At 63.4% G+C, this 26,160-nt stretch carries 22 protein-coding genes; 6 read left to right on the top strand and 16 right to left on the bottom strand.

Annotation, left to right across the window (positions count from 1 at the left end; all coding sequences use genetic code 11):
* From BW11_RS09165 to BW11_RS11900, 3 genes are all read left to right on the top strand, one after another.
* Positions 1 to 302 (top strand): transposase (locus BW11_RS09165; RefSeq protein ID WP_258231289.1); only part of this gene is annotated, 302 nt, incomplete at its 5' end.
* A gap of 469 nt (positions 303 to 771) precedes the next feature.
* Positions 772 to 966: a hypothetical protein gene (locus tag BW11_RS09160; RefSeq protein ID WP_140445475.1), complete on the top strand. Its 195-nt coding sequence runs from the start codon at positions 772 to 774 to the stop codon at positions 964 to 966.
* A gap of 275 nt (positions 967 to 1,241) precedes the next feature.
* Positions 1,242 to 2,411 (top strand): LacI family DNA-binding transcriptional regulator, encoded by a 1,170-nt coding sequence (locus tag BW11_RS11900; RefSeq protein ID WP_258184651.1) that lies wholly within the window; start codon positions 1,242 to 1,244, stop codon positions 2,409 to 2,411.
* Here the strand turns inward: BW11_RS11900 and BW11_RS11975 are convergent.
* Entirely contained in the window at positions 2,401 to 4,002 is a 1,602-nt protein-coding gene (locus tag BW11_RS11975) for an alpha-N-arabinofuranosidase (RefSeq protein WP_140445476.1), read from the bottom strand. The genes BW11_RS11900 and BW11_RS11975 overlap by 11 nt on opposite strands.
* Positions 4,003 to 4,139: 137 nt before the next feature.
* Between BW11_RS11975 and BW11_RS09145 the strand changes: the two genes are divergently transcribed.
* Entirely contained in the window at positions 4,140 to 5,501 is a 1,362-nt protein-coding gene (locus tag BW11_RS09145; protein WP_140445477.1) for an ABC transporter substrate-binding protein, read from the top strand.
* A gap of 680 nt (positions 5,502 to 6,181) precedes the next feature.
* Here the strand turns inward: BW11_RS09145 and BW11_RS09140 are convergent.
* The 3 genes from BW11_RS09140 to BW11_RS09130 all read right to left on the bottom strand — a co-directional run bounded on the left by BW11_RS09140 (position 6,182) and on the right by BW11_RS09130 (position 10,413).
* Positions 6,182 to 8,260, bottom strand: coding sequence for a beta-galactosidase (locus BW11_RS09140; protein WP_107043899.1), 2,079 nt, complete (start codon positions 8,258 to 8,260; stop codon positions 6,182 to 6,184).
* Between the two features lie 160 nt (positions 8,261 to 8,420).
* Positions 8,421 to 9,425 (bottom strand): carbohydrate ABC transporter permease, encoded by a 1,005-nt coding sequence (locus BW11_RS09135; protein ID WP_181162574.1) that lies wholly within the window; start codon positions 9,423 to 9,425, stop codon positions 8,421 to 8,423.
* 55 nt (positions 9,426 to 9,480) lie between these two features.
* Positions 9,481 to 10,413 (bottom strand): carbohydrate ABC transporter permease, encoded by a 933-nt coding sequence (locus BW11_RS09130; protein ID WP_140445555.1) that lies wholly within the window; start codon positions 10,411 to 10,413, stop codon positions 9,481 to 9,483.
* A 423-nt stretch (positions 10,414 to 10,836) separates the two neighbouring features.
* Here BW11_RS09130 and BW11_RS09125 point away from each other — a divergent pair, with 423 nt between their 5' ends.
* Positions 10,837 to 11,826, top strand: coding sequence for a LacI family DNA-binding transcriptional regulator (locus BW11_RS09125; RefSeq protein ID WP_181162583.1), 990 nt, complete (start codon positions 10,837 to 10,839; stop codon positions 11,824 to 11,826).
* Positions 11,827 to 11,840: 14 nt separating this feature from the next.
* Here BW11_RS09125 and BW11_RS09120 read toward each other — a convergent pair whose 3' ends face one another.
* From BW11_RS09120 to BW11_RS11890, 12 genes are all read right to left on the bottom strand, one after another.
* Entirely contained in the window at positions 11,841 to 12,614 is a 774-nt protein-coding gene (locus tag BW11_RS09120; RefSeq protein ID WP_140445480.1) for a pseudouridine synthase, read from the bottom strand.
* A 247-nt stretch (positions 12,615 to 12,861) separates the two neighbouring features.
* On the bottom strand, positions 12,862 to 14,754 hold the full coding sequence (gene glmS / locus BW11_RS09115; RefSeq protein WP_140445481.1) for a glutamine--fructose-6-phosphate transaminase (isomerizing): 1,893 nt from the start codon (positions 14,752 to 14,754) through the stop codon (positions 12,862 to 12,864).
* Positions 14,755 to 14,850: 96 nt separating this feature from the next.
* Positions 14,851 to 15,663, bottom strand: a complete 813-nt coding sequence (locus BW11_RS09110; protein ID WP_043164961.1) for an amino acid ABC transporter ATP-binding protein — start codon at positions 15,661 to 15,663, stop codon at positions 14,851 to 14,853.
* Between the two features lie 20 nt (positions 15,664 to 15,683).
* Positions 15,684 to 16,667: an amino acid ABC transporter permease gene (locus tag BW11_RS09105; RefSeq protein ID WP_043164959.1), complete on the bottom strand. Its 984-nt coding sequence runs from the start codon at positions 16,665 to 16,667 to the stop codon at positions 15,684 to 15,686.
* Between the two features lie 112 nt (positions 16,668 to 16,779).
* Complete coding sequence (locus tag BW11_RS09100) at positions 16,780 to 17,724, bottom strand: ABC transporter substrate-binding protein (RefSeq protein WP_140445482.1); 945 nt, start codon at positions 17,722 to 17,724, stop codon at positions 16,780 to 16,782.
* 170 nt (positions 17,725 to 17,894) lie between these two features.
* A complete protein-coding gene (locus BW11_RS09095) occupies positions 17,895 to 18,857 on the bottom strand; it encodes an ABC transporter substrate-binding protein (protein ID WP_140445483.1) in 963 nt (320 codons plus the stop codon).
* A 290-nt stretch (positions 18,858 to 19,147) separates the two neighbouring features.
* Positions 19,148 to 19,630, bottom strand: a complete 483-nt coding sequence (gene smpB / locus BW11_RS09090) for an SsrA-binding protein SmpB (RefSeq protein WP_043164954.1) — start codon at positions 19,628 to 19,630, stop codon at positions 19,148 to 19,150.
* A 27-nt stretch (positions 19,631 to 19,657) separates the two neighbouring features.
* A complete protein-coding gene (locus BW11_RS09085) occupies positions 19,658 to 21,130 on the bottom strand; it encodes a CHAP domain-containing protein (RefSeq protein WP_140445484.1) in 1,473 nt (490 codons plus the stop codon).
* Positions 21,131 to 21,244: 114 nt separating this feature from the next.
* Positions 21,245 to 22,168, bottom strand: coding sequence for a permease-like cell division protein FtsX (gene ftsX, locus BW11_RS09080; RefSeq protein WP_043164950.1), 924 nt, complete (start codon positions 22,166 to 22,168; stop codon positions 21,245 to 21,247).
* Positions 22,165 to 23,490, bottom strand: a complete 1,326-nt coding sequence (gene ftsE / locus BW11_RS09075) for a cell division ATP-binding protein FtsE (protein ID WP_140445485.1) — start codon at positions 23,488 to 23,490, stop codon at positions 22,165 to 22,167. Before ftsE ends, ftsX begins: the two co-directional genes overlap by 4 nt.
* A gap of 38 nt (positions 23,491 to 23,528) precedes the next feature.
* Positions 23,529 to 24,659, bottom strand: a complete 1,131-nt coding sequence (gene prfB / locus BW11_RS09070; RefSeq protein WP_043164948.1) for a peptide chain release factor 2 — start codon at positions 24,657 to 24,659, stop codon at positions 23,529 to 23,531.
* Between the two features lie 195 nt (positions 24,660 to 24,854).
* Positions 24,855 to 24,989 carry a hypothetical protein gene (locus BW11_RS11890; RefSeq protein ID WP_258175577.1) on the bottom strand — a complete coding sequence of 45 codons (135 nt, stop codon included), beginning with the start codon at positions 24,987 to 24,989 and terminating at the stop codon, positions 24,855 to 24,857.
* 112 nt (positions 24,990 to 25,101) lie between these two features.
* On the opposite strand from BW11_RS11890, the gene dapD reads away from it, so the two are divergent.
* Positions 25,102 to 26,121 carry a 2,3,4,5-tetrahydropyridine-2,6-dicarboxylate N-succinyltransferase gene (gene dapD, locus BW11_RS09065; RefSeq protein WP_140445486.1) on the top strand — a complete coding sequence of 340 codons (1,020 nt, stop codon included), beginning with the start codon at positions 25,102 to 25,104 and terminating at the stop codon, positions 26,119 to 26,121.
* Positions 26,122 to 26,160 lie beyond the last annotated feature (39 nt).

The following is a 26,160-nucleotide window of genomic DNA, read 5'->3' as shown; positions in this document are numbered from 1 at the left end:
TCAGGATGATCCTCAAGCAGACGGCGGACGAGGCCGACCCCCTGCTGCGCCAATGGGCCGCGGACGCGTCCCTGTCCGGCATCCCCGGATTCGTCCAGCTCGGCGAGAAGATCGCCAGGCGCCACTTCGACATCCTCACGACCATCCGCAGAGGACTGTCCAACGCCAGGCTAGAGGCCGTGAACAACAAGATCAAGACCACCATCAAAATCGGCTACGGCTACCGCAACCTCGACAACCTCATCGGCCTCGTCATGCTCAAATGCGGCGGACTCAACCTACAACTCCCCGGACGCCAATAACCAGTAGGCCAAACCAGTGATCCACACCCACACAAACACCCGAAGAGCCAAAACAATTTGCCCTGTCTCCGATAGTGCGAACCAGCGTATTCCGCCGCTTCGCGGGTATGGTTGCGATAACATGATTCATTATACACAGATTCGCACGACACGCCACTCGACCACGCGGCCCGCGTGAAGTTCATGCCCCATACCGAGAACAAACTCTCGCCGCCTGACCACCCCACACGCAGCGCCGCCGACGCCAGGCGCGTGGCGAAGCACACCCAACACAGCCAACAGAACAACCGACATCCCGACACATCGCACAATTGACACCGCCTCAGCCATGCCGCCCGGCCACACCACTTCAACCATGCGCCCAGCTATGCCCCGGCGGTGCCGTCCAGCTGTGCCGCCCGGCCACACCGCCTCAGTCATGCCGCCCGGTCACACCGCCTCAGTCATGCCGCCCGGTCACGCCCCGGCTGTGCCGCTCAACGCATTTTTCGGCGATTTTTGCATTGAGCGGCACGACGATACGTCATTACCACCTCACCGCCTTTTTGACATCTTGTCAAAACGGCCATTTTCCAACGATCCTGCGATAACCGGTATCGCAAGGGCCGCCACCGCCGCCGATCTGTCTGCCGCTCAACGCGAAAAAACACCAAAATCGCGTTGAGCGGCACGGTTTTCTGCCACTCAACGAACGTCAACCGATTGACATGTGCTGAGTGGCAGACCAATCACGTCTCCGCCCCCGATCGCCGTGTTGGACCCTACGGGACCGGACGTTTTCACAACCCCACAAGCCCCGTAGCGTCGGAACCTGCAGAATCGAACGCAATGGAACACATAAAAAGGGTGGAAGTGCAGGCGAGACCGTCCCGAACGGAACCAGATAGACTGGAAGCCATGTCAGTCAGCAGCCACAGGAACGGCAGAACGACCATTACGATGGCCGACGTGGCCCGCAAGGCCGGGGTGTCGGTCGCCTCGGTGTCCAACTACCTCAACAAGCGCCCGTATATGAGCGATGCGATGCGCACGCGCATCGAGACCGCCATCGCCGACCTCGGCTATCAGATCAACTCATCCGCGCGCAATCTCAGGTCCGGTCGCACCAGACTGCTCAAGCTCGTCATCCCCGATCTGCGTCAGGTATATTTCGCCGATCTCGCCGAGGACATTCTCACCGAGGCGCGCACGCACGGCTACGGCGTCATCGTCGAATCAACGTCCAACCACCGCGAGAACGAACTCGCCAGCATCGCATCCATGGGCACGCACCCCGCGGACGGACTCATCCTCAGCCCCCTGATGATGACCCGCGACGACATTCCCCTGCTCAACGGCACCTACCCGCTGGTCATGCTGGGCGAGCGCCTGTTCGGCGTGGATGCGCCGCATGTGCTCATCCGCAACCGCGAAGGGGCGTATATGGCCACGACCCACCTCATCGAGGACGGATGCCGGCGCATCGCCGTCATCGGAGCCGTACCGCCCGTAAACGAATCGAACTCAGACGGAGATGGTCCGACATCGGACGTCACGGCACCGACGCCATCGGACTCCACGGTGCACTCGACGAATTCACCCGATTCATCGACACCGAGCGGAAAGCTCTCCGTCCCAATCCCCTCGACCAGCCCTTGCACAGACCCGCCGACGCAGTCCTCGTCCGGCGACCTGCGCACGCGCGGCCACTGCGCGGCGCTCGCGGACCATGGCATGAACTGCGACCCGCGACTGCTCATCGAAACCGACGGATGGGACAGCATCGACGGATTCGAGGCGGTCGGCAGGATGCTGGATGACGGTCTCGATTTCGATGCGGTGTTCGCGCTCAACGACACGCTCGCATGGGGCGCGCTGCGATGCCTGCGCGAGCGCGGCGTCGACGTGCCGGGAGCCGTGCGCGTGGTCGGATTCGACAACATCGACGAATCGCGATACATGGCACCGTCACTGACGACGGTCGACCCGGGACGCACCGATATCGCACGGCTCGCCGTCGAGTCGATCATCGCCCAGATCAGGGACGGCAGGCGCGCGCCGGCGAAGCGGATCGAAGCGCCATGCCGGCTGGTCTGCCGCGAATCCTCACCGCAGGGCGTCACGCCGTGAAGCGGATCGCGACCCAGGAGACCTGCGGCAGGTCGACGTCGATCACGGCGCCGTTCGCCGTCACATCGAGCGGCTGAGGCGTGACCGCATCCGGCTCGGCGGCGGTGTTGGTGCGGTAGATGTCGTCATCATGCAGGATCTCGGCATGCGTCACCTTCACGCAAGCGACGCCGATCTCGCCCTCAGCCTTAGCCTCGGAAGCTTCTCCGGCAACACCCGGCAGCGAGCCCAGGTCGATCGACACGTCATGCGCATGCGAGGCGTCGCGGTTCACGATCAGCACCAGTCCCTCACGGGACTCACGATTCCAGGTGACGACCGCGTCGACCGCCTTCACATCGCCATAGGCTTCCGTATGGATGAGCGGCGAGTCGATCTGCGGCGCATAGGCGTCGCCCTTCGCATGATGCGCAGCCTCGGCGAACGGGTAGAACGTGGTCTGACGCCATGCGGGGCCGTTCGGTTCGGCCATGATCGGCGCGATGACGTTGACCAGCTGGGCGCGGGAGGCGGAACGCACGCGGTCGCAGTGCTTGAGGAGCGTGATCATCAGCGATCCCTCCACCACCGCATCGGCGGCCGAGTACACGTCCTCCAGCAGATGCGGCGCCTTCGGCCACGGCTCGTGATGCAGCCCCTCGCCGGCGGCGGCCTTCCACGCTGCCTCCTGCTCGTTCCACGCGTCCGAATACCACACGCCCCACTCATCGAAGCTCAGGGCGATGTCGCGGTCGCCGTGGTTCGCCTCGCGCGCCTCGTCGGCGCAGGCGGCGACCGTGTCGATGAACGTCGTCATGTCCTCGGCAGCCGCGAGGAACTCCTGCATCTGCCCCTGCGAGCGGGTCTTGTGACCGTGATCGAAGTAGTAGGCGTGCGCGGACACGAAGTCGAGATACTGATAGGCGCGGGTGAGCACGGTCCTCTCCCATGTGCCGAACGTGGGCATGTGCGCGCTGGACGAGCCGCATGCCACCAGCTCCAGCCCCGATTCGGCGAGCTTCATCGCATGCGCGGTCTTCTCCACCGCGTCCGCGTACTCGTCCGGAGTCATATGGCCGACCTGCCAGGGGCCGTCCATCTCGTTGCCGATGCACCACATCTTCACATCCATCGGCTCGGGGATGCCGTTGGCCACGCGTCGGTCCGCGAGTTCGGTGCCCGGCGCGCCGTTGACGTATTCGAGCTCGTCGAGCGCGGCCTTGAGCCCGCGTGTGCCCATGTTGACGGCGAGCATGATCTCGGTGCCGGCCTTGAGGCTCCAGCGATGGAAGTCGTCGATGCCGATCTCGTTGGTCTCGGTCTGGTGCCATGCGAGGTCGCGCCTGACCGGACGTTGCTCGCGCGGGCCGGTGCCGTCCTCCCAGTTGTAGTTGGACACGAAGTTGCCGCCCGGGTAGCGCACGCAGGTGACGCCGAGCTCCCGTACGAGGTCGAGCACGTCCTCGCGGAATCCGTCCTCGTCGGCGCTCGGATGACCGGGTTCGTAGATGCCGCCGTACACGCAGCGGCCAAGATGCTCGACGAACGAGCCGAACAGACGCTCCGGTACGTCCGCGACCCGCCGCAGCGATCCGATGGTGGTATCGCCCATGATAAGTCCTTCCCCACGGGTTTTCGACAACCCGTGTTTGCGTAACCATATGCTATGTGCTATGGTAGTACTTGAAACGATACAAGACTTGGAAGACCAAGTCCAATCGTTCTTCAATAAGGAAGGATACAAGGACGATGAAGTTCACAGCCATGAAGAAGACGGTGGCCCTCGCCGGCGCCGCCGCGATGCTCGTCAGCGTTGCCGCCTGCGGAGGCAGCTCCAACACCGGTTCGAGCAGCACCGGATCCAGCTCCGACAAGAAGATCGAACTGACGGTCTGGTCCTGGGATTCCACGCTGCCGCGTACGGTCGAGGGCTTCGAGAAGGCCAACCCGAACATCAAGGTGAAGGTCACCAACGCCGGCACCAACAAGGACGAGTACAACGCGCTCTCCAACGCCATCGAAGGCGGCTCCGGCGCTCCGGACATCGCGCAGATCGAGTACTACGCGCTGCCCGAATACGTGATCCGCGGCTACCTCGAGGACCTGTCCGACTACGGCGCATCCGACTTCTCCGACTTCTACACGCCCGGCACCTGGGCGTCCGTCAACATCAACGACGGCGTCTACGCCCTGCCGATGGATTCCGGCCCGATGGCGTGGTTCTACAACAAGGAGGTCTTCGACAAGGCCGGCGTCGACGCGACTCAGGTGAAGACCTGGGATCAGTTCTACGAGGCCGCCAAGAAGATCAAGGCCGCCGGCTCCTACATCACCTCCGATTCCGGCGACGCGGGCTTCTTCGATTCGATGACCTGGCTGGCCGGCGCGAAGCCGTTCTCCACCTCCAAGGACGGCAAGACCGTCTCCATCGACCTGACCGGCGACTCCAAGGTCAAGGAGTTCACCGACTTCTGGCAGAAGATGATCGACGAGGGTCTCATCGACACCAAGACCGTCGGCTGGACCGACGACTGGAACAAGGGTCTCGACGACGGCTCCATCGCCTCCCTGCTCACCGGCGCGTGGATGCCGTACAACCTGCTCTCCGGCGCCCCGAACGGCGAGGGCAAGTGGCGCATCGCCCAGATGCCGACCGCCGACGGCTCCGAGACCAACTCCGAGAACGGCGGCTCCTCGCTCGCCGTCATCAAGTCCGACGACAAGGACAAGGTAGCCGCGGCCTACAAGTTCATGGAATACGCCTGCCACAACGCCGAGGGCATCAAGACCCGCGTCGACGGCGGCGCCTTCCCGGCCGACAACGATACCCTCAAGTCCTCCGACTTCCTCGGCATGACCGCCCTGACCGACTCCGACGGCAAGGCCCACGAGTACTTCGGCGGTCAGAAGTTCAACGAGGAGCTGGCCAAGGCCGCTGCGAACGTGTCCACCGGCTACCAGTTCCTGCCGATCGAGGTCTACGCCCGCGGCAAGTTCGGAGACTTCGTCGGTGACGCCTACACCGGCAAGGGCAAGCTGGCCGACGGCATCGCCGCATGGCAGAAGGATCTGAAGTCCTACGCCGAAGGCCAGGGCTACACGGTCAAGTAACCGATCTCAGGGGATTCGTGAGCGCGACCGGCACGCACAGATGCTCCCGGCACGCATTTCCCGCGAATCCCCTTTCATATCTTCGTGGCCATCTTCCTCCCCGCGAGGCTCCTTCCCGCGGGTCTGGCTGCGATAACACCGGGTGACGCATCCTCGTGATGCGTCACCCTTTTTTCATGCCCTATGGGCCGCCCATTGCCGCCCATTGCCCCGCCGTCGCGTCCATTCCCCATCTTCCCCATCCATATCGCCCCCATCGCGCAGCCATGAAGCGGTCACGACACCCATGACGCGGTGAAATCCACATGGAGCTGTGTTTCCCCCATGAAGCGGTGACACAAAACGGCGGATTTCCGCCAATACAGAAAACCGCCTCACCGCGTCATGTGAATTTCACCGCGTCATGTGGCCCCAGATCGCGTCATGGGATTCCCCCGACGACTGGGCGCCCGCCCCTCTCGAGCGGCAAGTCCCCGAGAACACACACGAGAACCCGAACACACCCGAACACACACGAGAACACACGAACACACACGAGAACACACGAGAACACAATGGGGTCGTCCCCCGACCGAAATCGGGAGACGACCCCATTACTATGCCGAATGCCGACGCCAGCGACCGCACCATCGATGGGCGGCCCCGCGCAGGCATTCGGCATCATATCGACGCGATCAGCGTCACAGCTTGACGACGAGGACGCCGTTGGGCTGGATGGCGGCGGTGTGCTCACTGTCGTTGACCTGGGCAAGAGACGCGACCAGCGGCTCGCCCTCGACGTCGACGACCGCCACATCGCGCGTGCGGTTGAACAGGAACACGAAGTGGTTCTCGTCGGTGGCATCGGCACGTTCGATACGCAGCACCTCGCCACGGTCGTCGCCGGCAGGCGTCGCGATCCCAAGCTCGGAGAGAATCTCCGGCAGGCTCACGGCCAGCCCCTCACGACCAAGCTTGGCACCGACGTACACCGTCTTGCCGTCGCCGTACTCGTTGACGGTGATGGCGGGCGCGCCGTCGAAACCGGTCCACTTATCGGCCTTGAAGGTCTCAAGCACACGTCCGCTCTCGGCCACGGAGGTGATCACGTCGGCGATATCGTGCGCCACCGCCCCGTTGGAGAGATCAAGGTGATCCATCGTACCCGGGAAGTCAGTACCCATCGGCGCATGCTCCTCAACGCGCACGCCGACGACGTCGCGGATCGAGCCGGGGTATCCGCCGAGCCAGACGTGGTCGCGCTCGTCGGACAGGCCCGTGTAGTAGGTGACGATGAGCTTGCCGCCGTTGGCGACGTACTCACGCACGCGACGCGAGGTGTCTTCGGACAGGATGTACAGGGCGGGCAGCACGGCCACCTCGTAGGAGTCCCAGTCGCCACGCACCGGCACGACATCGGCGGTCACGCCGGTATCGGCAAGGGCGCGGAACCAGTCGAGCGGCTCGGTCCAGTGACGGACGTTCTGGCTTGGGGTCGCGGTGTGCTCGGTGGCCCACTGCGATTCATAATCGAAGACGACGGCGACCTTGCTCTTGAGCAGCTTGGTACCGAGCAGTCCCTCGTCAGCGAGCCTGTTCAGGTCCGCGCCAAGTTCGCACACGTCGCGGAACACCTGCGAATCGGCACCCGCGTGGGGCACCATCGCGGAGTGCCACTTCTCGGCGCCGGCCTTGGACTGACGCCACTGGAAGTAGCAGATCGCGTCGGCGCCCATGGCGAGATGGGCGAGGGAGTCGCGCACCAGTTCGCCCGGCTCATCACGGTAGTTGATCGGACGCCAGTTGACGGCCGACGTGGAGTGCTCCATAAGGAACCAAGGATTCTTGCGAGCGATGCCATCAGTCAGGGACGCGGCGTACGCGAGCTCGTCGAGGTGGGCCTCGCCGGGGGTGAAGTAGTGGTCGTTGGACACGAAGTCAACGTCGTAGCCCCACTTGTCGTAGTCGAGTCCAGTGCCGCCGGCGGAGATCATGAAGTTCGTGGTCTGCGGCTTCGGCGCGATCTCGAGCAGCGCGTCGCGTTCGGCGCGGTAGAAGTCAAGCAGAGCATCGGAGCTGAAACGCTTCCAGTCGAGCAGCTTGCCCGGGTTCATGAAGTTGCCGTCGCCGATGAAGCGCGGCGGGATGATCTCGGAGAAGTTGTTCACGTGCTGAGCCCAGAAGGCGGTGCCCCAGGCCTCGTTGACGGCCTCGATAGTGCCGTAGCGCTTCTCGCACCACTTCTGGAAGGCGCGCTCGGCGTCCTCGGAGTAGTCGAAGCGGTTGTGGCAGCCGTATTCGTTGCTCACATGCCATGCGACGACATACGGGTTGTCCTTGTAGTGTTCGGCCATCTTGCGGCACAGGCGCAGCGCGTAGTCGAGGAAGACCGGGCTGGTGGCTCGCCAGTGCTGACGTGCACCGGGCTGGCAGACGTCGCCGCGATAGTCGACCCAGAGGATCTCCGGGTGCGCCTGCGTCATCCACATCGGCGGCGAGGCGGTGCCGGAGGCGAGGTCGACGGCGATGCCAGCCTTGCCAAGCTTGTCGATGACGCGGTCGAGCCAGTCGAAGTCGTAGACGCCTTCCTCGGGTTCGAGTTTCGCCCAGGAGAAGATGGCGACGGAGACGAGGTTGACTCCGGCCTGCTTCATGAGTTCGATGTCCTCGTCCCAGACCTCTTCAGGCCATTGGTCGGGATTGTAGTCGCCGCCGTACCAGATACGGGGCTTCTCCCCCGCAAGAGGCTGCGGCCAGTTGAATGCGCGATGTTCGCTCATTGGTGTTTCCTTTGCCGTGTGATTGATCATTGTTGCGTATACCGATGCATTTCGAGGGTGAGCGGCGGCGACCGTCGGATCGCCGTCGCTCACCCTCGTCAATGCTGCCGATCAGGCGGTTCCTGAACGATGTTCAGCAGTGTGAATGGCTCCATGCCGGTTATTCCTTGACGGCGCCGGCGGCGAGGCCGGACTGCCAGTACTTCTGCAGGGCGAGGAACGCGATCACCAGCGGGATGATCGTGATCAGCGAGCCCGTGATCACCAGGTTCTGGATCGCCTGACCACCGGCGGTCGAGGCCTGGTCCTTCCACTGGTTCAGACCGATCGTCAACGGATACCAGTCCGCGTCCTTCAACATGATCAACGGCAGGAAGTAGTTGTTCCACGTCGCCACGATCGTGAACAACGACGTCGTCACGATACCCGGCGCCAACAACGGCAGACTGATCTGCCAGAACGTACGCAACTCCGACGCGCCATCCACACGAGCCGCCTCGAGCAGTTCGGTCGGCACCGCCTGATCCGAGAAGATCCACATCAGATACAAGCCGAACGGACTGATCAGACTCGGGATGATCATGGCCCACGGCGTGTTCGTCAACCCCAGCTTGGCGAACAGGAGGAACTGCGGGACCGCCAACGCGATACCCGGCACCGAGATCGAGCCGATGATGACCGCGAACACGGCCTTCCTGCCCGGGAACCGGAACTTCGCCAACGCGTACCCGCCCATGATCGCCAACAACGTGGCGCCGCCCGCGCCCACCACCACGTACAGGAGCGTGTTGACCAGCCAGCGGCCGAAGATCCCGTCCTGATACGTGAACACCGTCACGATGTTGTCCCACAGGGCGAACGTCCTGCCGAAGCCGAGGCCGAACGTGCTCGTGAAGTCGGCCTGGGTCTTCGTCGCGTTGATCAGCAGGTACACGAACGGGAACAGGCAGTACACCGCGAAGACCGCGCACACCACCGTCATCCACACACTGCGGCGCGGATTGTTCACATTCGCGAAACCGCTCTTCTGCGCACGCTTCCTTTCGGCGGCCTCATCCCTGGCGACGCGCCTCTGACGCTCGCGCTCCGCCTGCCTGGCGGCCTTCTCCTGGGCCTTGAGCTCGGCCGCGCTCACACGACCCGGGACAGTCGACACCGCACTCATCACGCACGCTCCTTCACCAACACCACGGACACCATCATCGAAACCACGACACGCATCACTTCATCTGCTCCTTCATGCTGTTCAACTGCACCGCGTACGCGATCGCCATCGTGATCACCGCCATCGTGATCGCCAACGCCGCCGCATAATTCGACTGGTTGCCGCTGAAGCTCAGGTTGTACGCATACATGTTCGGCGTGTAATACGTCGTGATCGCATTACCCGGCACCATGTTCTGCAAAATGCTCGGCTCATTGAACAACTGGAACGAACCAATAATGCTGAAGATCACCGTGATCGCCAGACTACCCTTCAACTCCGGCAGCTTGATGCTCTTCACGATCTGCCACTCGCTCGCGCCATCAATCGACGCCGCCTCATACAGACTGTGCGGAATCGTCGACAGCGAACTGTAGAAGATCAGCATGTTGTAGCCCGTGAACTCCCACGTCACGATGTTCCCGATCGACGCCAACAGCACGCTCGGCGCGAACAGATCCAGATTCGTGCCCAGCACATCATTCAACGAACCCACCAGACCATACTTCGCGCCATACACGAAACCCCAGATCAGAGTCGAGACCACCGCCGGCACCGCGTACGGCAGGAACGTCGAGATACGGAAGAACTTCGTACCATGCAGCTTCATCGAATCCAACGCCAACGCCATCAACGCCGACAGGAACAACATGATCGGCACCTGCACGCACGTGAACAACGCCACACGACCCACACTGCTCCAGAACTGACCGTCCTGGAACAAACGCAGATAGTTCTCCACACCAACGAACCTCGTGCCACCGATCATCTGCTTCTTGAAGAAACTGATATAGATCGCGTACACGATCGGAATGATGAACACGAACACGAACACCACCGCAAACGGCGCCATGAACTTCCAACCACGCCAATCCGGCTTATGCCTATTCTCCCGCGCCACGGACGACCCAGTGGGCACCGCAGCGGCCGAAGCCTGCGCTGCTGTCATTGCCAGCCCCTCTCCTTCGAAGGCTTTGATGGGCGGATCAGCCACTCGATCACCGAGTGCCTCATCACCGTATCCATCCCTCTTAAATGTTTGCGTTACCATCATAACATCATTTTCAATCATGTCCACTTCGGAGTTTTCCGCATTTTTACCGGCAGTACCATCACGGACGTCTATAATGGTCACGAAAACATCATTGTGCGTTGTGCATGTCAGCGAAGACAGTGGGAACGGTCCACCGGCCAGCATCCGTCAGCGGCGTGGATGCCTCGGCGAGTTCCACCTCCGCACGCGGACGTATCTCGCACAAGGGCGTAATACTATGAATAGTTGCGGCACGGAACAGGCAACGACACAAGCCTGTTCCCGGCGCGACGACGACAACGAGGAGTGAGGGACATGCCACGCAGCATTCAGGTATCGATGCAGGACGTCGCCAAGGAAGCCGGCGTCTCGCCGCAGACGGTGTCCCGCGTGGCCAACGGCAGCGACGCCGTACGACCCGACACGCGCCAGCGCGTCGAAGCCGCGATGGAACGTCTCGGTTATCGCCCCAACTACGCCGCCCGTGCGTTGAAGCACGGCAGCTTCCGCAATATCGGCGTCGTCCTGTTCAACATGACCACCTTCGGCAACTCGCGAATCCTCAACGGCATCCTCAACGCCGCGATCGCCGACAGTTATTCGATCACGGTCCAGCTCATCCCCACCAGCGGCGAGCGCACGTTGAGCACGGCGGTCGACCGCATGAAGCAGCAACCGGTCGACGGCGTCATCGTCCTGCTCGAGGAGCGCATCGCCGGATTCGCCGGATACCAGCCGCCGAAGGATCTGCCGGTCGTGCTCGTCACCGAGGGCGCGGCCGACCACTGCCCCACCGTGGACGCCGACCAGTACGGCTGTTCGACCGCCATTGTCGACTACCTGATGAGCAAAGGACATCGCACCGTATATCACATCGCAGGCCCCGCGTCATCACGAGCCGCGGAAAGCCGCGCGCGCGGATGGCGCGAGGCGTTGGAGCAGCTCGGCGCCCCCGTACCGGACATGTACATCGGCAATTGGGATGCGGACTCCGGATATCAGGCCGGCATGGCCCTCGCACACAATCCGGATTGCACCGCCATCTACGCGGCGAACGACCAGATGGCATACGGCGCGATCCAGGGGCTCAAGGCCGCGGGCAGACGGGTGCCGGAGGATGTGAGCGTGGTCGGCGTCGACGATTCGCTCGTCAACATGGTTCCGCGTCTTGATCTGACGACGATGCGCATGAAGTTCGATGAGATCGGCGCCACCGCCTTCTCGATGATCCGCCGCCAATGCGAGGGCGAGAAGGTGCCGGTCGGTACCAAGACCGTCATCCCCGCGGAGTTCGTCGAACGCGGTTCGGTGCGCGACTTGAACGAGTAGGAACGGGCGGAGGTTCAGCCGAGCGGCACACGGGAGACGAACTCGCGCGGCTCGCCGCTGACCGGATCAATGAACGACAGACGCCGCGCGACCAATTCGAGCGGTTGCGAGAAATCGTCGTATGCGCGCTGTTCGACGCGTGGATAGAAGTCGTCGCCGCGAATCGGCAGGCCGAGCGAGTTCATATGCACACGCAGCTGATGCGTCTTACCGGTGCGCGGATGCAGCGTGTAGGCACGAACGCCGCTCCCCCAAGTCGGTGTCGTCCCATCGAGCACCATCCCATTGACGCCCATCTCAACCTTGGCACCGGCTCCGAGCTCGATCACCGTTTCGGCGTTGACTTCACCCGGCTCCTCATACGCCTGCAGCACGCCGCGCCGCTTGACGATGCGCGACCGTCGCCGCAGCGGGAATACGCGCGGCGTCTCCAGTCGTTCGATCGTGCCGTATCGGGGTCTCACGATCGGTGTGCACGGCGCCAGACACTCGTACATCTTGGAGGTGCGGCGCTCCTGGAACAGCATCTGATACGCCCCTCGCAGCGCCGGATCGCGTACGAACACGACGATGCCGGCCGTAAGCCTGTCTAAGCGATGCGCGGGGACGATCGCATCGTCCCCGTACATCTCACGCAGGCGCATCAGCGCCGTCTGGCGGTACCACATACCGCGCGGGGTCGTCGCCAGAAAATGAGGCTTGTCGACGACGATGATCCCCGCGTCCTCATACACCACCGGCAGTTCGAACGGAATATCCGGCTCCTGTTTTACAAATCGGTGGCGCATAGTGTCACTTTCCGTAGCAATTCCAGCGGTGACCGGGGACGGCCGGGATCCGCGATACCCGACACGCTCCGGGCCGCTCTGGCCAAGTCCTTACGGTCAGATACCGCGGATCCCGGCCGTCCCCTCCGTTTCGTTGTGCACTATACGTAAGGAATGCCCGTCATATCCTTTTCCCGACCGTAGGCTTGGCCGAACGGCCTTGAGTGTGTCGGGAAAAGGATATGACGGGCATTCCATTCCGGCCACGCTACTCTACGGTGACGGACTTGGCGAGGTTGCGCGGCTTGTCGACGTCGTAGCCCTTGAGTTTGGCCATGTCCATCGCGAACAGCTGCAGCGGGACCACGTCGACGAGCGGGCTCATCAGCGTCGGACACGCCGGACGCCAGAAGACGACGTCCGCGTACCGTTCGACGTCCTTGTCGCCCTTTTCGGCGACGGCGATGATGAACGCGCCGCGCGCCTTGACCTCCTCGATGCCGGAGAGCACCTTGGCGTGCAGGACGTCGCGTCCGCGTTCCGGCGGCACGATGAACACGACCGGCTCACCCTCGTCGACCAGGGCGATCGGTCCGTGCTTGAGTTCGCCGGCGGCGAAGCCCTCGGTGAACGTGTAGGCGATCTCCTTGAGCTTCAGAGCGCCTTCGAGGGCGACCGGGTAGCCGACGTGACGGCCGAGGAAGAGGAACGACTGCGCGTTCAGCATGCGTTCGGCGGCCTTGTGGATGGTCTTGGTCTGCGTGTCGAGCACCCACTGGATCTTGCGTGGCATGTCCTTGAGCGAGTCGAGGATGTGGCGGATCTCATCGCGGAACATGGCGCCCTTGACCTGCGCCAGATACAGGCCGAGCAGGTAGGCGGCGGTGATCTGCGCGACGAACGCCTTGGTCGAGGCGACGGCGACCTCGGGGCCGGCGTGCGTGTAGAGCACCGCGTCGGATTCGCGCGGGATGGAGGCACCCTGCGTGTTGCAGATCGCAAGCACCTTGGATCCCTGTTCGCGCGCGTGGCGCAGGGCCATCAGCGTGTCCATCGTCTCGCCGGACTGCGAGATCGCGACGACGAGCGTACGGGGCGTGAGGATCGGATCGCGGTAGCGGAATTCATGCGCCAGCTCAACCTCGACGGGTATGCGCACCCAGTGCTCGATCGCGTACTTGGCGACCATGCCCGCGTAGGCGGCGGTTCCGCAGGCGATGACGATGATCTTGTCGATCACCTTGAAATCATGCTCGTCGATGCGCACCTCATCGAGGGCGACATCGCCGTTCTTGTCGAAACGACCAAGCAGCGTGCGCTGCACGGCGGCGGGATCCTCGTGGATCTCCTTGTCCATGAACGAGTCCCAGCCGCCCTTCTCGGCCGCGGAGGCGTCCCAGTCGACGGTGTAGGTCTTCGGGTTCTCGACGACGTTACCGTCGAAGTCGGTGACGATCACCTTGTCGGCGGAGACGCACACGGCCTGATCCTGGTCGATCTCCATCGCACGCTTCGTGTATGCGACGAATGCGGCGACATCGGAGCCGAGGAAGTTCTCGCCCTCGCCAAGGCCGACGACGAGCGGCGAATCGTGGCGCGCACCGACGACGATGTCCGGCTGGCGGCAGTCGGTGGCGAGGATCGTGAACGCGCCCTTGAGCATGCGGGCCAGACGCCGCATCGCCTTGAACAGGTCGGGCCTGCCCTCCTCGTGGATGATGGTGTCGACGATCTTGCCGAGCAGCTTGGCGGCGACCTCGGTGTCCGTGGCGGACGTGAAGTGATAGCCCTCCGCTTGGAGATCGAGGCGCAGCCGGGAGGCGTTCTCGATGATGCCGTTGTGGATGATCGCGACCTTGCCGTCCTGGCTGGTGTGCGGGTGGGCGTTGACGTCGCTCGGCACACCGTTGGTGGCCCAGCGCGTGTGGCCGATGCCGACCGTGGCCAGCGGCATCGGCTTACGTTCAATGTCCTCGATGAGGTTCGCGAGGCGGCCTGCCTTCTTGCGCACCTCGACATGATCCATGCCGGGCGCGGTCAGCGCCACGCCGGCCGAATCATAGCCGCGGTATTCGAGTCGCTTCAGGCCCTGAAGACACACCTCCAGAGGCTTGCCGCACGCGGTATCAATCTGTCCTGCATATCCAACGATTCCACACATGGCTTCCCAGACTACTACACGCCCTCGTGGCGCGGGTTACGGATACGCTTTTGGCACATGGTCTGCGCGCATCGCGCACATCGACCGACACCGCAATCACAGCACGTGCTGCAGGAAGTCCTTGAAGCGCGGCTCGGTGGGATGGTCGATGATGTCGGACGTGCCGTGTTCGACCACGACGCCGCCGTCCATGAAGACGACCTGATCGGCGACCTCGCGGGCGAATCCGATCTCGTGCGTGACGACGATCATCGTCATCCCCTCCTTGGCGAGCGAGAGCATCACGTTCAGGACCTCACCGACAAGCTCGGGGTCGAGCGCGGAGGTCGGCTCGTCGAAGAGCATGATCTCCGGCTTCATCGCAAGCGCTCGGGCGATGGCGACGCGCTGCTGCTGTCCGCCGGAAAGCTCGGCCGGATAATAGTCGAGGCGCTCGCCGAGGCCGACGCGGTTGAGCTCGGCGACGGCCAGCTCGCGCGCCTCGGCCTTCTTCATGCCCTTGACGTGGACCGGGGCCTCCATGACGTTCTCGATCGCGGTCATGTGCGGGAACAGGTTGAAACGCTGGAAGACCATGCCGAGCTTGGAGCGCTGCGCGGCGATCTCCTTCTCGTTCAGGGTCTGGAGCATGTCCTGACCGTTCTTGGTGACGTGCTTGTAGCCGATGAGCTCGCCGTCGACCTCGATCGAGCCGCCCGTCAAGGTCTCGAGCTGGTTGATGAGCCGCAGGAACGTGGACTTGCCGGAGCCGGAGGGTCCGAGGATCACGGTCACGGTGCCGGGTTCGACGGTCAGGTCGATGCCCTTGAGCACGTGGAGCGAGCCGAACGCCTTGTGCACGCCGACGGCCTTGACGGCCGGGACGTGGGCGGCGGTTGCCGGAGCGGCGGTGGTTGCGGTTTCAGTCATGATGTTCGTCTCCCCTCGCTTCAAGCCGTCAATCCGCTGAACGTGGCGTCGTTGAGCTTGTCGACCTTGTCCTTCGGCTCGCCCTCGGTCTTGCCCGGCAGTGGCGGCTGCTTGCCGCGCGAGCCGATCGGACGCGCGTCGAAGCCCTTGCCGAAATGCTTCTCGAGACGCGACTGAATGACCATGAGGATGGATGTGATCAGCAGATACCATATGCAGGCCACGATGAGCAGCGGGATCGGCTTGTAGATGCGGTTCGCGATCGCGTTGGTCGCGAACTGGAGTTCCAGCGTGAACGGCACGGCGAGAACCAGCGACGTGGTCTTGAGCATGCCGATCGTCTCGTTGCCGGTCGGCGGGATGATGATGCGCATGGCCTGCGGCAGGATGATGCGGCGCATGATGAGCGAGCGCTTCATGCCGAGCGCCTTGGCGGCCTCGGTCTGGCCGGGGTCCACGGCCTCGAGACCGGCGCGCACGATCTCGGACAGGTACGCGGCCTCGTTCAAGGCCAGTCCGATCCACGCGGCGTTGAACGCGGTGATGACGGTCTCCGAGTCGATACTCCAGAACTCGACCGAGGTGAACGGGATGCCGAGGCTCAGCTTCGGGATGAGCACGGCGAACAGACCCCAGAACACGAGCTGCGTGTACACAGGGGTGCCGCGGAAGAACCAGATGAAGAACCAGCTGACGCCCCTGAGCACCGGGTTGATCGACTTGCGCATGATCGCGAGGATCACCGACAGGATGATCGCCACGATCATCGAGATCGCGGTGAGGATCAGCGTGTAGGCGATGCCCTCGAGCACGTTCTCGTTGAACAGGTACTTCCATACGGTGGGCCAGTCGAGGCGCGGATTGGTGACAAGCCCCTGAATGAGCATCGCAGCCAGCAGCGCCACGATGACGCCGGCCACGATCGGGCCGGTGCGCTTGACCGGCAGCGCCTTGATGCGGTTGGGGATGTCCAGTCCCTCGCCGTCGGTTTCCTTCTTCGCCATGTATCGGCTTCCTCTCGGTTCCTTGTGTTGCGATGATTGAGGTCCCGGGGGCATTGCATTGCTGCTTTCCGCCCCGGGACCGGTGATTTTTACGTGATTACGCTCTGCCGGCTCAGCCCTCGACGTTCGGGTTGACCTCGGCCTTATCGAGACCGCCGGACTCGACGCCCCAGTGCTTGAGGATCTTGCCGTACGTGCCGTCGTCCATCAACTTCTGCATCGCCTTCTGCACGGCCTCGACGGTCTTGGAATCACCCTTCTTGATGGCCACGGCGTTCGGCACGGAGTCGAAGTCCTTGCCGAGCTGCTCGAGCTCGCCGCCGGTCTGGGCGATCGCATAGCCGACCACCGGGGAATCGGCGAAGAAGACGTCGGCCTTGCCGGTCACGACCGCGGTGGTAGCGTCGGTCTGCTGCTTGGAGGACTGCACCTCGATGTCCTTCTTGCCGTCGGCCTTGCACTGCTTGGCGGTTTCGGCGATGGCCTCCTCCTCGACGGTGCCGGTCTCGACGGCGACCTTCTTGCCGCACAGGTCGTTCTCGTCGATCTTCTCGGGGTTGCCCTTCTTGACCGCGTAGGCCATGCCGGAGGTGAAGTAGGAGACGAAGTCGACCGAATCCATACGCTCCGGCGTGATGGTGAACGCCGCGATGCCGAGATCGTACTTGGAGCCGACGGCCGGGATGATCGTGTCGAAGTTCGAGGAGACGATCTCGGTCTCGAGGCCGAAGATGTTGCCCATCGCGCGGGCGAGATCCATGTCGTAGCCGATCTGCGTCTTGCCGTCGGTGTCGAGGAACTCGGCCGGAGCGTACGACGGGTTGGTGCCGATCGTCAGCTTGCCGTCCTTGGTGACGGATTCCGGCAGCAGCGAGGCGATCGTATCGTCCTTCTTGACGTCGCTGACGTCGTAGCTGGAGATGGTGGCGCTGTCGGACGAGCCGGAGTCAGACGACGAACCCGTCGTCTCGTCGGTGGTACCGCAGGCGGCGACGGAGATCAGCATCGCCACACCCAGCGTGGCGGCCGTGATGGTCTTGAGTCCCTTGAATGCCATGGGATGAATCTTCTTTCTTCTTCCGAACGACGGTTGCGCGCCGCAATGCACGACGCGCAACCGGATGACCGTGCGATCACACGGTCACGTGATCACGCAGTGAATGCAATGAATATACACGCCACTGTATACACATGCGTGTTACCTCCGCGTTATCGACGATTCGTCCGTCATTCAACGGTCGGGTTGATCTCCGGCTTGTCGATCGCGCCGGAGGAGACGCCCCACGTGTCGAGGATCTTCTTGTACGTGCCGTCATCCATCAGCTTCTGGATGGCCTTCTGCACGGCCTCGGCGGTCTGAGAATCACCCTTCTTGATGGCCACGGCCTCCGGGGTCACGCCGACGTCCTCGCCGAGCGCCTCAAGCGTGTCACCGGTCTGCGTGATCGCGTAGCCCGCGACCGGGGAGTCGGCATAGAACACATCGGCCTTGCCGGACGCGACGGCGGTGGTCACATCGGTCTGCAGCTTCGAGGACTGGATCTCGATCTCGCTCTTGCCGTCGGCCTTGCACTGCTCGTTGTCCTTGTTGACTTCCTCCTCCTGCGTGGTGCCGGTCTGCACGGCGACCTTCTTGCCGCACAGGTCGGAGGAGTCGACCTTGTTCGGGTTGCCCTTCTGCACGACGAACGTGGAGCCGGCCTTGAAGTAGGTGACGAAGTCGACCGCCTCGAGACGCTCCTTGGTCACGGTGAACGAGGAGATGCCGACATCGTACTTGGATCCGACCGACGGGATGATCGAATCGAACGTGGAGGTGACCGTCTCCTCCTTGAGGCCGAAGATCGCGGCCAGCGCCTTGGACAGGTCGACGTCGAAGCCGACCGGGGTCTTGCCGTCCTCGGCCAGGAACTCGGCCGGAGCGTACGAGGTGTCAGTGCCGACGACGAGCGTGCCGTCCTTGGTGACGGATTCGGGCAGGAGCGCCGCGATCTCGTCGTCCTTCTTGATCGAGCTCGTGTCGAAGCCCTTCGTGCTGGAGCTGGAGGACGAACCGGATGCGTCACCGGATGACGAGGCGGTGTCGGATGAATCGGTGGTGCCGCATGCGGCGGCCGCGAACAGCATCGCGGCGGACAGGACGGCGGCGGTTACGGACTTGAGTCCCTTGATTCCCATGCTTACGGACATTGGATTTCCTCTCTCAGAAATGTCGATCGGGCGGGTATGTTTCCCGACTGATTCGCGAGAGTAGGTTTCCTATGCTACGAAAGCGTAAATCTCACGGATACAGTTCATTACGTGAGACGGGTTTGGCTAAGGTCGGCTCCGGGAGAGATGCGATATACGGTCCCCGACACACTCAAGGCCGTTCGGCCAAGCCTACGGTCGGGAACCGCATATCGCACCTCTCCCTCCGAATCAAACAAATCCAATTGGACCAATGAAACGAGGACGTGGCGTCGACGAGATACCCTCGGCTAGCGAACTGAGCGCTTGTTGGCGTAGCGCATGGCTCGCAGGGCCTCGCGCTTGTCCTGCTCCTCACGCAGGGTCTGACGCTTGTCGAATTCGCGCTTGCCTCGGGCCAGGGCGATTTCGGCCTTGACCCGGCCGTCCTTGAAATAGAGGCTCAACGGGATGATCGTGTAGCCCTTGGCTTCGGACTGACGGGCGAGCTTGAGGATCTCACGCTCGTGCAGCAGCAGCTTGCGCTTGCGCTTGGGGGCGTGGTTGTTCCACGTGCCGTTCAGATATTCGGGGATGTTGGCGTTCTCGAGCCAGATCTCGTTGCGGCGGTCGATCGAGATGAACGACTCGGCGAGGGATGCGCGTCCCTCGCGCAGTGACTTGACCTCGGTGCCGGTCAGTACGAGACCCGCCTCGTACTTGTCCTCGATGGCGTAGTCATGACGCGCCTTCTTGTTCTGGACGATGAGCTTCGTTCCCTGTTCCTTCGCCATGGAGGCGATTTCCTTTCAATCAGTCAATCAGTAGTGGACGAACTCGTTGCCGTTCGGCCAGACGGTCTCCCAGTTCGGGAAGGACGCGAAGCCGGTGCCGCCTTCGGAGATCAGCAGGGAGCCGTCGGAGTTGACGCGTTCGACGATGGCAACATGGCCGTACAGGCGGTTGGCGTACCAGGTGGAGACCTTCTGGCCGGCGCGGAAGACCATCGCGGCGCCGTAGTGCGGCGTGTTGTTCACGTAGTAGCCGAGCGCACGACCCTTGGTGCCCCACTCGGCGCCGTTGCCCATGTACGAGCCGACGGGGAGGTTGAGCTGGGAGCGGCGGATGTACGCCCACAACGTGCACTGGCGCGCCGGGTAGGCGGAGCCGCCCACGGTGTTGCCGGTGTTGTGGCCGTAGCAGTACGAGGATCCCTCGGGGCAGTTGCCGGGCACGGCGTAGTTCATGCCGTTGGCTCCGGAGGAACCGCCGGACGGGGTCGAGGGCTTGCTGGTCGTGCCGGAGTTACCGGAGTTACCCGAATTGCCGGAGTTACCCGAATTGCCGGAGTTGCCGGAATTGCCGGAGGTACCGCCGCCGTTGCCGGAGGACGAACCGCCCGAAGGCGTGTTCTGCTGCGAGGTGCTGCCCGGCGTGTAGTTGGTCGATCCGCTTGACGGCTTGTAGCTGGCCAGCTCGGCCTCGATGAGCAGGATGTCGGCGGCCTCCTTGGCCTCCTGGGTCTTCAGGCTGCTCTTCTGGGCTTCGAGCTCGGCGCGCTGCGCGGCGCTTTCGTCCTGCAGCTTCTCCAGCGACGCCTCCTTGGCGCTGGCGTCCTCGGCGGCCTTCTGCGCGCTGGCGGCCTGCTGGTCGGCCTGGTTCTTGAGCTGCGTGATCTGCTTCTCGATGGCGGCGAGACGCTGCTTGCGGTTCATCGAGGTGTTGAGCGTGGTCGCCGCCGAGTTCGCGGCGTTCGCGGCGGATCGCGCGGCCGCGGCGTCGGACTGCATCTGCGAGACGAAGTCGTCGGTGGACTTGGCGTCCGTGACGACCTCCATCATCGTGGACACGTCCGAACCGTGGAAGCTGCCGCGCGCCATCGCGGCGACGGATTCCTTCGCGTCGTCGTACTCGATGCCGGTCTGCTCGATCTTCTTCTCGAGGTCGGCCTTGTCCTGCTGCGCCGCCTTGAGACGCTCGGCCGTGGCGTCGGCCAGGCCCTTGGCCTGCTCGGCCTTCTGCTGCGCCGCCTCGGTGGCCTTCTGCGCGGCCGGGATCTGCACGTTGGCCAGATTGTCCAATTCGATGATCTTATCGGCCAGCGCCTTGTCCACACCGGCGAGCTTCGCCTTGAGATTGTTGCGGTTGGCGACTTTCTGCTGGTATTCGGACACGGACACCGCCTCGGCCTGCGGCGGTGCGGGGACGATCGTCGCCAGACCGCAGATGGCCATCATCGCCACCGACACCATGAGACCGAATCCTGCGTTCCAGTATCGTTTCGAGCGATTCATCACCTGATCGTCCTTCCTTCACATACACGCGTCATACACGCTGGTGGTCATTGTAACGAAGATTGCTGGGCGCGCGAGTCGCACGCTTCGGCTGGGAGCGGAACCGCCCGTCGATCACGCCTTGAGATAACGACGCAGCGAGACCGCGGAGGCGATGATCGACAGCAGCACGGCACCTGCCACCAGAGCCGGGGCTATCATCCACACCGTGGACTGCGTGACGAACGGCATCCAGCTGACGGACCCGGACAGACCGTCGGTGATGAACACCTGCACGATGCCGGCGAGGGTGCCGCACGCGAGCAGCGAACCGATGAGCGAGGCGACCACTCCCTCGAGGATGAACGGCAGTCGGATCGTCCAGTTCGATGCGCCGACAAGTCGCATGATCTCGGTCTCGTTCTTGCGCGAGGCCGCGGACATGCGGATCGTGGTGCCGGTCAGGAGGATCGCGACGACGACCATCACCACGGCGAGCGCGACGGTGACGGCGGTGGCGCGGTTGAGCACGGCGAAGACGGGATCGAAGATCTGTTTCTGGTCGACGACGTCCTCCACACCGGTCTTGCCGGACAGTACCTCGGAGACCATCTTGTACTTGGTGGGATCCTTGAGCTTCAGCTGCAGCGAGTCCTGCATGTCGGCGGCGGTCAGGGTGCGTCCCTGATATTCGCCGTTCGGATACTGCTTGAGGAACGTGTTCTTATAGAAGTCCTCGCGGCTCACGTAGGTGATCTTGGAGACGTTGTCGGTCAGCTCGTCCTGGATGAATTCCTCGAGCTGGACGATCTCCTGCTTGGTCGGCGCCTTGCCGGCGGCGCAGGTGGCGGCCTGGCTGGTACCGTCAGGGCACAGCCAGACGACGACCTCGATCTTGTTGTACCATTCGCCCTTCGCACGGGTTACCTGCGCCTGCATCAGGGCGGATGCGCCGATGAACACGAAGGAGATGAACGTGACGAGCATCACCGAGATGATCATCGGCACGTTTCGCCTCAAGCTCGTCCACGTTTCCGACAGGATGAATCGCGCCCTCACTGCTGTTCCTCCTCGTTCTCGTTCTGCTCGCTCGCTGCATCGCCGCCGGTTGTCTCGGAGTCGGCATCGCTTTCACCGTTTTCGGGGGTTTCGGCGTGCTCCTGAACGGCCGTCTCCTCCACTTGCGCAGTGGAAACGGTCGTTTGCGCATCATCGGCATCCGTTTGGCGGGCATCCTGTGTGGCGGAGGCGATACTCGGCGGCGCCGGTGGCGCCGGCGGGGCCAGCAAGCCATTTTCAGGAGTTGCGGACTCATCAACGGACTCATCAACGGACTCATCAGTGGCGGAGGGCTCGCCGCTTCTGGCGAGACGCTCCACCTCGTCGAGCTTCAGTCCCTTGCCCCAAGTCAATGTGGTCTCAAGGGGCGCGAACGCCTCGCCGTAGCGTCCGGTACGCCCGGAATGCACGGATTGGGCGAGACGCGCGATACCCTCGTCACCGTTCATCGCACCGGAGGCGATCGTTCCGGCCTCGATGGCGATGGCCTGCGTGACCTCCGCCTCGACTCCGTTCTGGGGGCGGAACCGCAGATCGGAGTCACCCGCCCCCGACGTCATGACGGTGGAGCCGGTGCCGGATCCCAGGGCCTGATGCGCCTTGGACGTGACCTCGGCGTCGGGGAAGTACATGGCGGAATCATAGGAGCCGTGCTCCTCGTCACGCACGATGGAGCCGCTGTGCAGTTCGACGACGCGCTTGCGCATCGAATTGACGATCTCCTCGTTGTGCGTGGCCATGACGACCGTGGTACCGGTGCGGTTGATCGCGTCCAGCACCTCCATGATGCCGAGCGACGTGGTCGGATCGAGATTGCCGGTGGGCTCGTCGGCGAGCAGGATCTGGGGATGGTTCACATAGGCGCGGGCGATCGCCACACGCTGCTGCTCGCCGCCGGACAGCTCATGCGGATAGCTGCGCTCCTTGCCGGTCAATCCCACGGTCTCCAGCACCTTCGGCACCAGCGACTTGATGGCCGAACGACGCGTGCCGATCACCTCGAGGGCGAACGCGACGTTCTGCCAGACGGTCTTGTTGTTGAGCAGCTTGTAGTCCTGGAACACGAAGCCGATCGTGCGCCGGTACTGCGGGACCTGACGGTTCGAGATGCGCCGCAGGTCATTGCCCGCGACGCGGATCTCGCCGTCCGTGGCCTCCTCCTCGCGCAGCAGCAGACTCAGCAACGTGGTCTTGCCGGAACCCGAAGCCCCCACAAGGAACACGAAGTCCCCGCGGTCGATGTCAAGGTTGATGTCATGCAACGCCGGTCTGGTGCCCTTCGGATAGACCTTGCTGACATGCCTGAGCGAGATGAGTGCCATGATCCCCCTACCGTACCTTATGTACGTATATCTACGTATTACTCTCCGGCTTCTTCCTTGGCGGCACGACGCTCCTCGTGACGCCAGCGGATGCCGGCCTGGATGAAACCGTCGAGATCGCCGTCGAACACCGCCTGGGTCTGCGACGTCTCATAGCCGGTGCGCAGATCCTTGACCATCTGGTACGGATGCAGCACGTAGGAACGCATCTGATCGCCCCAGCTGGCCTTGATGTCGCCGGCGAGCTCCTTCTTCTTCTTGGCCTCCTCCTCATGGCGCAGCACGAGCAGTCGGGACTGCAGCACGGCCATGGCGGCGGCGCGGTTCTGGATCTGGGAGCGTTCGTCCTGCATCGTCACGACGAGGCCGGTGGGAAGGTGGGTGATGCGCACGGCCGAGTAGGTCGTGTTCACGCCCTGACCGCCGGGGCCGGAGGAGCAGTACGTGTCGACGCGGATATCGGTGTCCGGAATGTCGATGTGATCGGTGGCCTCGACGAGCGGCACCACCTCGACGGCGGCGAAGCTCGTCTGACGGCGGCCCTGATTGTCGAACGGGGAGATGCGCACCAGACGGTGCGTGCCGCCCTCGACCGACAGACGACCGTAGGCGTAGGGCGCATCCACCTGGAAGGTGGCGGACTTGATGCCCGCCTCCTCCGCATAGGAGGTGTCCATGACCTTGGCCTTGAAGCCCATGCGCTCGCAGTAGCGCAGGTACATGCGCAGCAGCATCTGTGCGAAGTCGGCCGCATCGACGCCGCCGGCGCCGGAACGGATCGTGACGACCGCGGAGCGCTCGTCGTATTCGCCGTCGAGCAGCGTCTGGATCTCCATCGCGTCGAGATCCTCGGCGATGGACTTGAGCTCGCTCTGCGCGTCGTCGAGGGAGTCCTGATCCTCCTCCTCGCGGCCGAGCTCGACGAGCGTCTCCACGTCGTCGATGCGCGAACCCGCGGACTGGAGCTTCTTGAGCTGCGACTCGGCGGCGGACAGACGGCTCGTCACCTTCTGCGCGTTCTCCGGATCGTCCCACAGGCCCGGCGCGGCCGCCTGCTGCTCGAGTTCCTTGATGTCCGCCTTGATACGGTCGACGTCCAGCGCCTTGGCGATGGAATCGTATTTGGATCGCACATCGGCGATCGCCTGCGAATAGTCGAATTCTGCCATCGTTTCTGTACCTTACGTGTCTTACCTATGAATTGCCTTGATGGAATTTCCTGATGATTGCCTGATGATCGTCCGATGGTGTGGGCCGCGCGCATCGTCGCCGGTCGGTCCGTCGTTCCGTCTCATCCGTCCGGGCACCGCCGAGGGCCGGCCGCACGGGACGGAACGTCACGCGGGGATGCGCGTGACCATACGTCAAAGTCCCGCGTAGATGGCGGGGATCACCAAGGACAGCAGCATGCACGCGGCGATGACGATGCACACCGCGCGCACCATCGTGCGGCGGCGGCGCTCACGCCCATCGCGTTCATCCTGCTGAAAGTCACTCACGTGGACGGATTGTACCGTACCGCTTGGTCATTGGACTCGCGTCTGTGCGCCGACGGCGGAAGCGGTAATGTGGGAGCACATGGCGATTCCGCTGAACAGTAAAGGAGCAACAATGGCAGAAGAACGCACCGCCTACGGCTGGGGTCTGGCCAGCATCGACGCGGCGGGCAACACCCTTGACGTGTGGTATCCGACTCTCGCTGTGGGGGCCGCCCCGGCCGAGGCCGATCGGCCGAATCATGATTTCGGCGTGCTCGTGCATGACGAGCCCGACGCCCGAGGCGTTCGTCGAGTGCCGGTCTTCACCGTGACCTCCCTCGACGAGCCGATCGCCAACGCCGAGGACGCGTATCTGAAGCTGCACCTGCTGAGCATGCGTCTGGCCAAGCCGAACACCCTCAATCTGGACGGCATCTTCGCACAGCTCGCCAACGTGGTGTGGACCAACTACGGACCGTTCGCCGTCCCCGACTTCTCGCTGCGCAAGGCCGACGTCGAAGCCGCCGCCACCGCCGCCGCGCAGTCGTTCGCCGCGAACGCCGGCCTGCCCGCCGTGGCGCCGGCCGCCACGGTGAACGTGTTCGGCGTGGACAAGTTCCCGCGCATGATCGACTACGTCGTCCCCACCGGCGTGCGCATCGGCGACACCGATCGCGTCCGTCTCGGCGCCCACCTGTCCGAGGGCACGACGGTCATGCACGCCGGCTTCGTGAACTTCAACGCCGGCACGCTCGGCGTCTCGATGGTCGAGGGACGCGTCTCGCAGGGCGTGGTCGTCGGCAACGGTTCCGACATCGGCGGCGGTGCCTCGATCATGGGCACGCTCTCCGGCGGCGGCAAGCTGCGCAACTCCATCGGCGAGCATTCGCTGCTCGGCGCGAACGCGGGCATCGGCATCTCGCTGGGCGACAACTGCGTCGTCGAGGCGGGCCTGTACATCACCGCCGGCACGAAGGTCACGATCTGGGACAAGGCCAAGGCCGCCGCGGGCGAGCCGCTCGAGGTCGTCAAGGGCGCGGACCTGTCCGGCAAGGACAACATCCTGTTCATCCGCAACTCGGTGTCGGGCCGCATCGAGGCGCGTTACCGCAAGACCGGCATCGAGCTGAACGAGAAGCTGCACAAGAACTAGTCAGCCCCGCCGCCGGTTCCCCCGGCTCCCCTTGTCAGG

Source organism: Bifidobacterium sp. UTCIF-38 (assembly GCF_006454495.1).
GTDB classification, from domain to species: Bacteria; Actinomycetota; Actinomycetes; order Actinomycetales; family Bifidobacteriaceae; genus Bifidobacterium; species Bifidobacterium callitrichos.
This window is presented reverse-complemented; position numbering and strand designations above follow the sequence as displayed.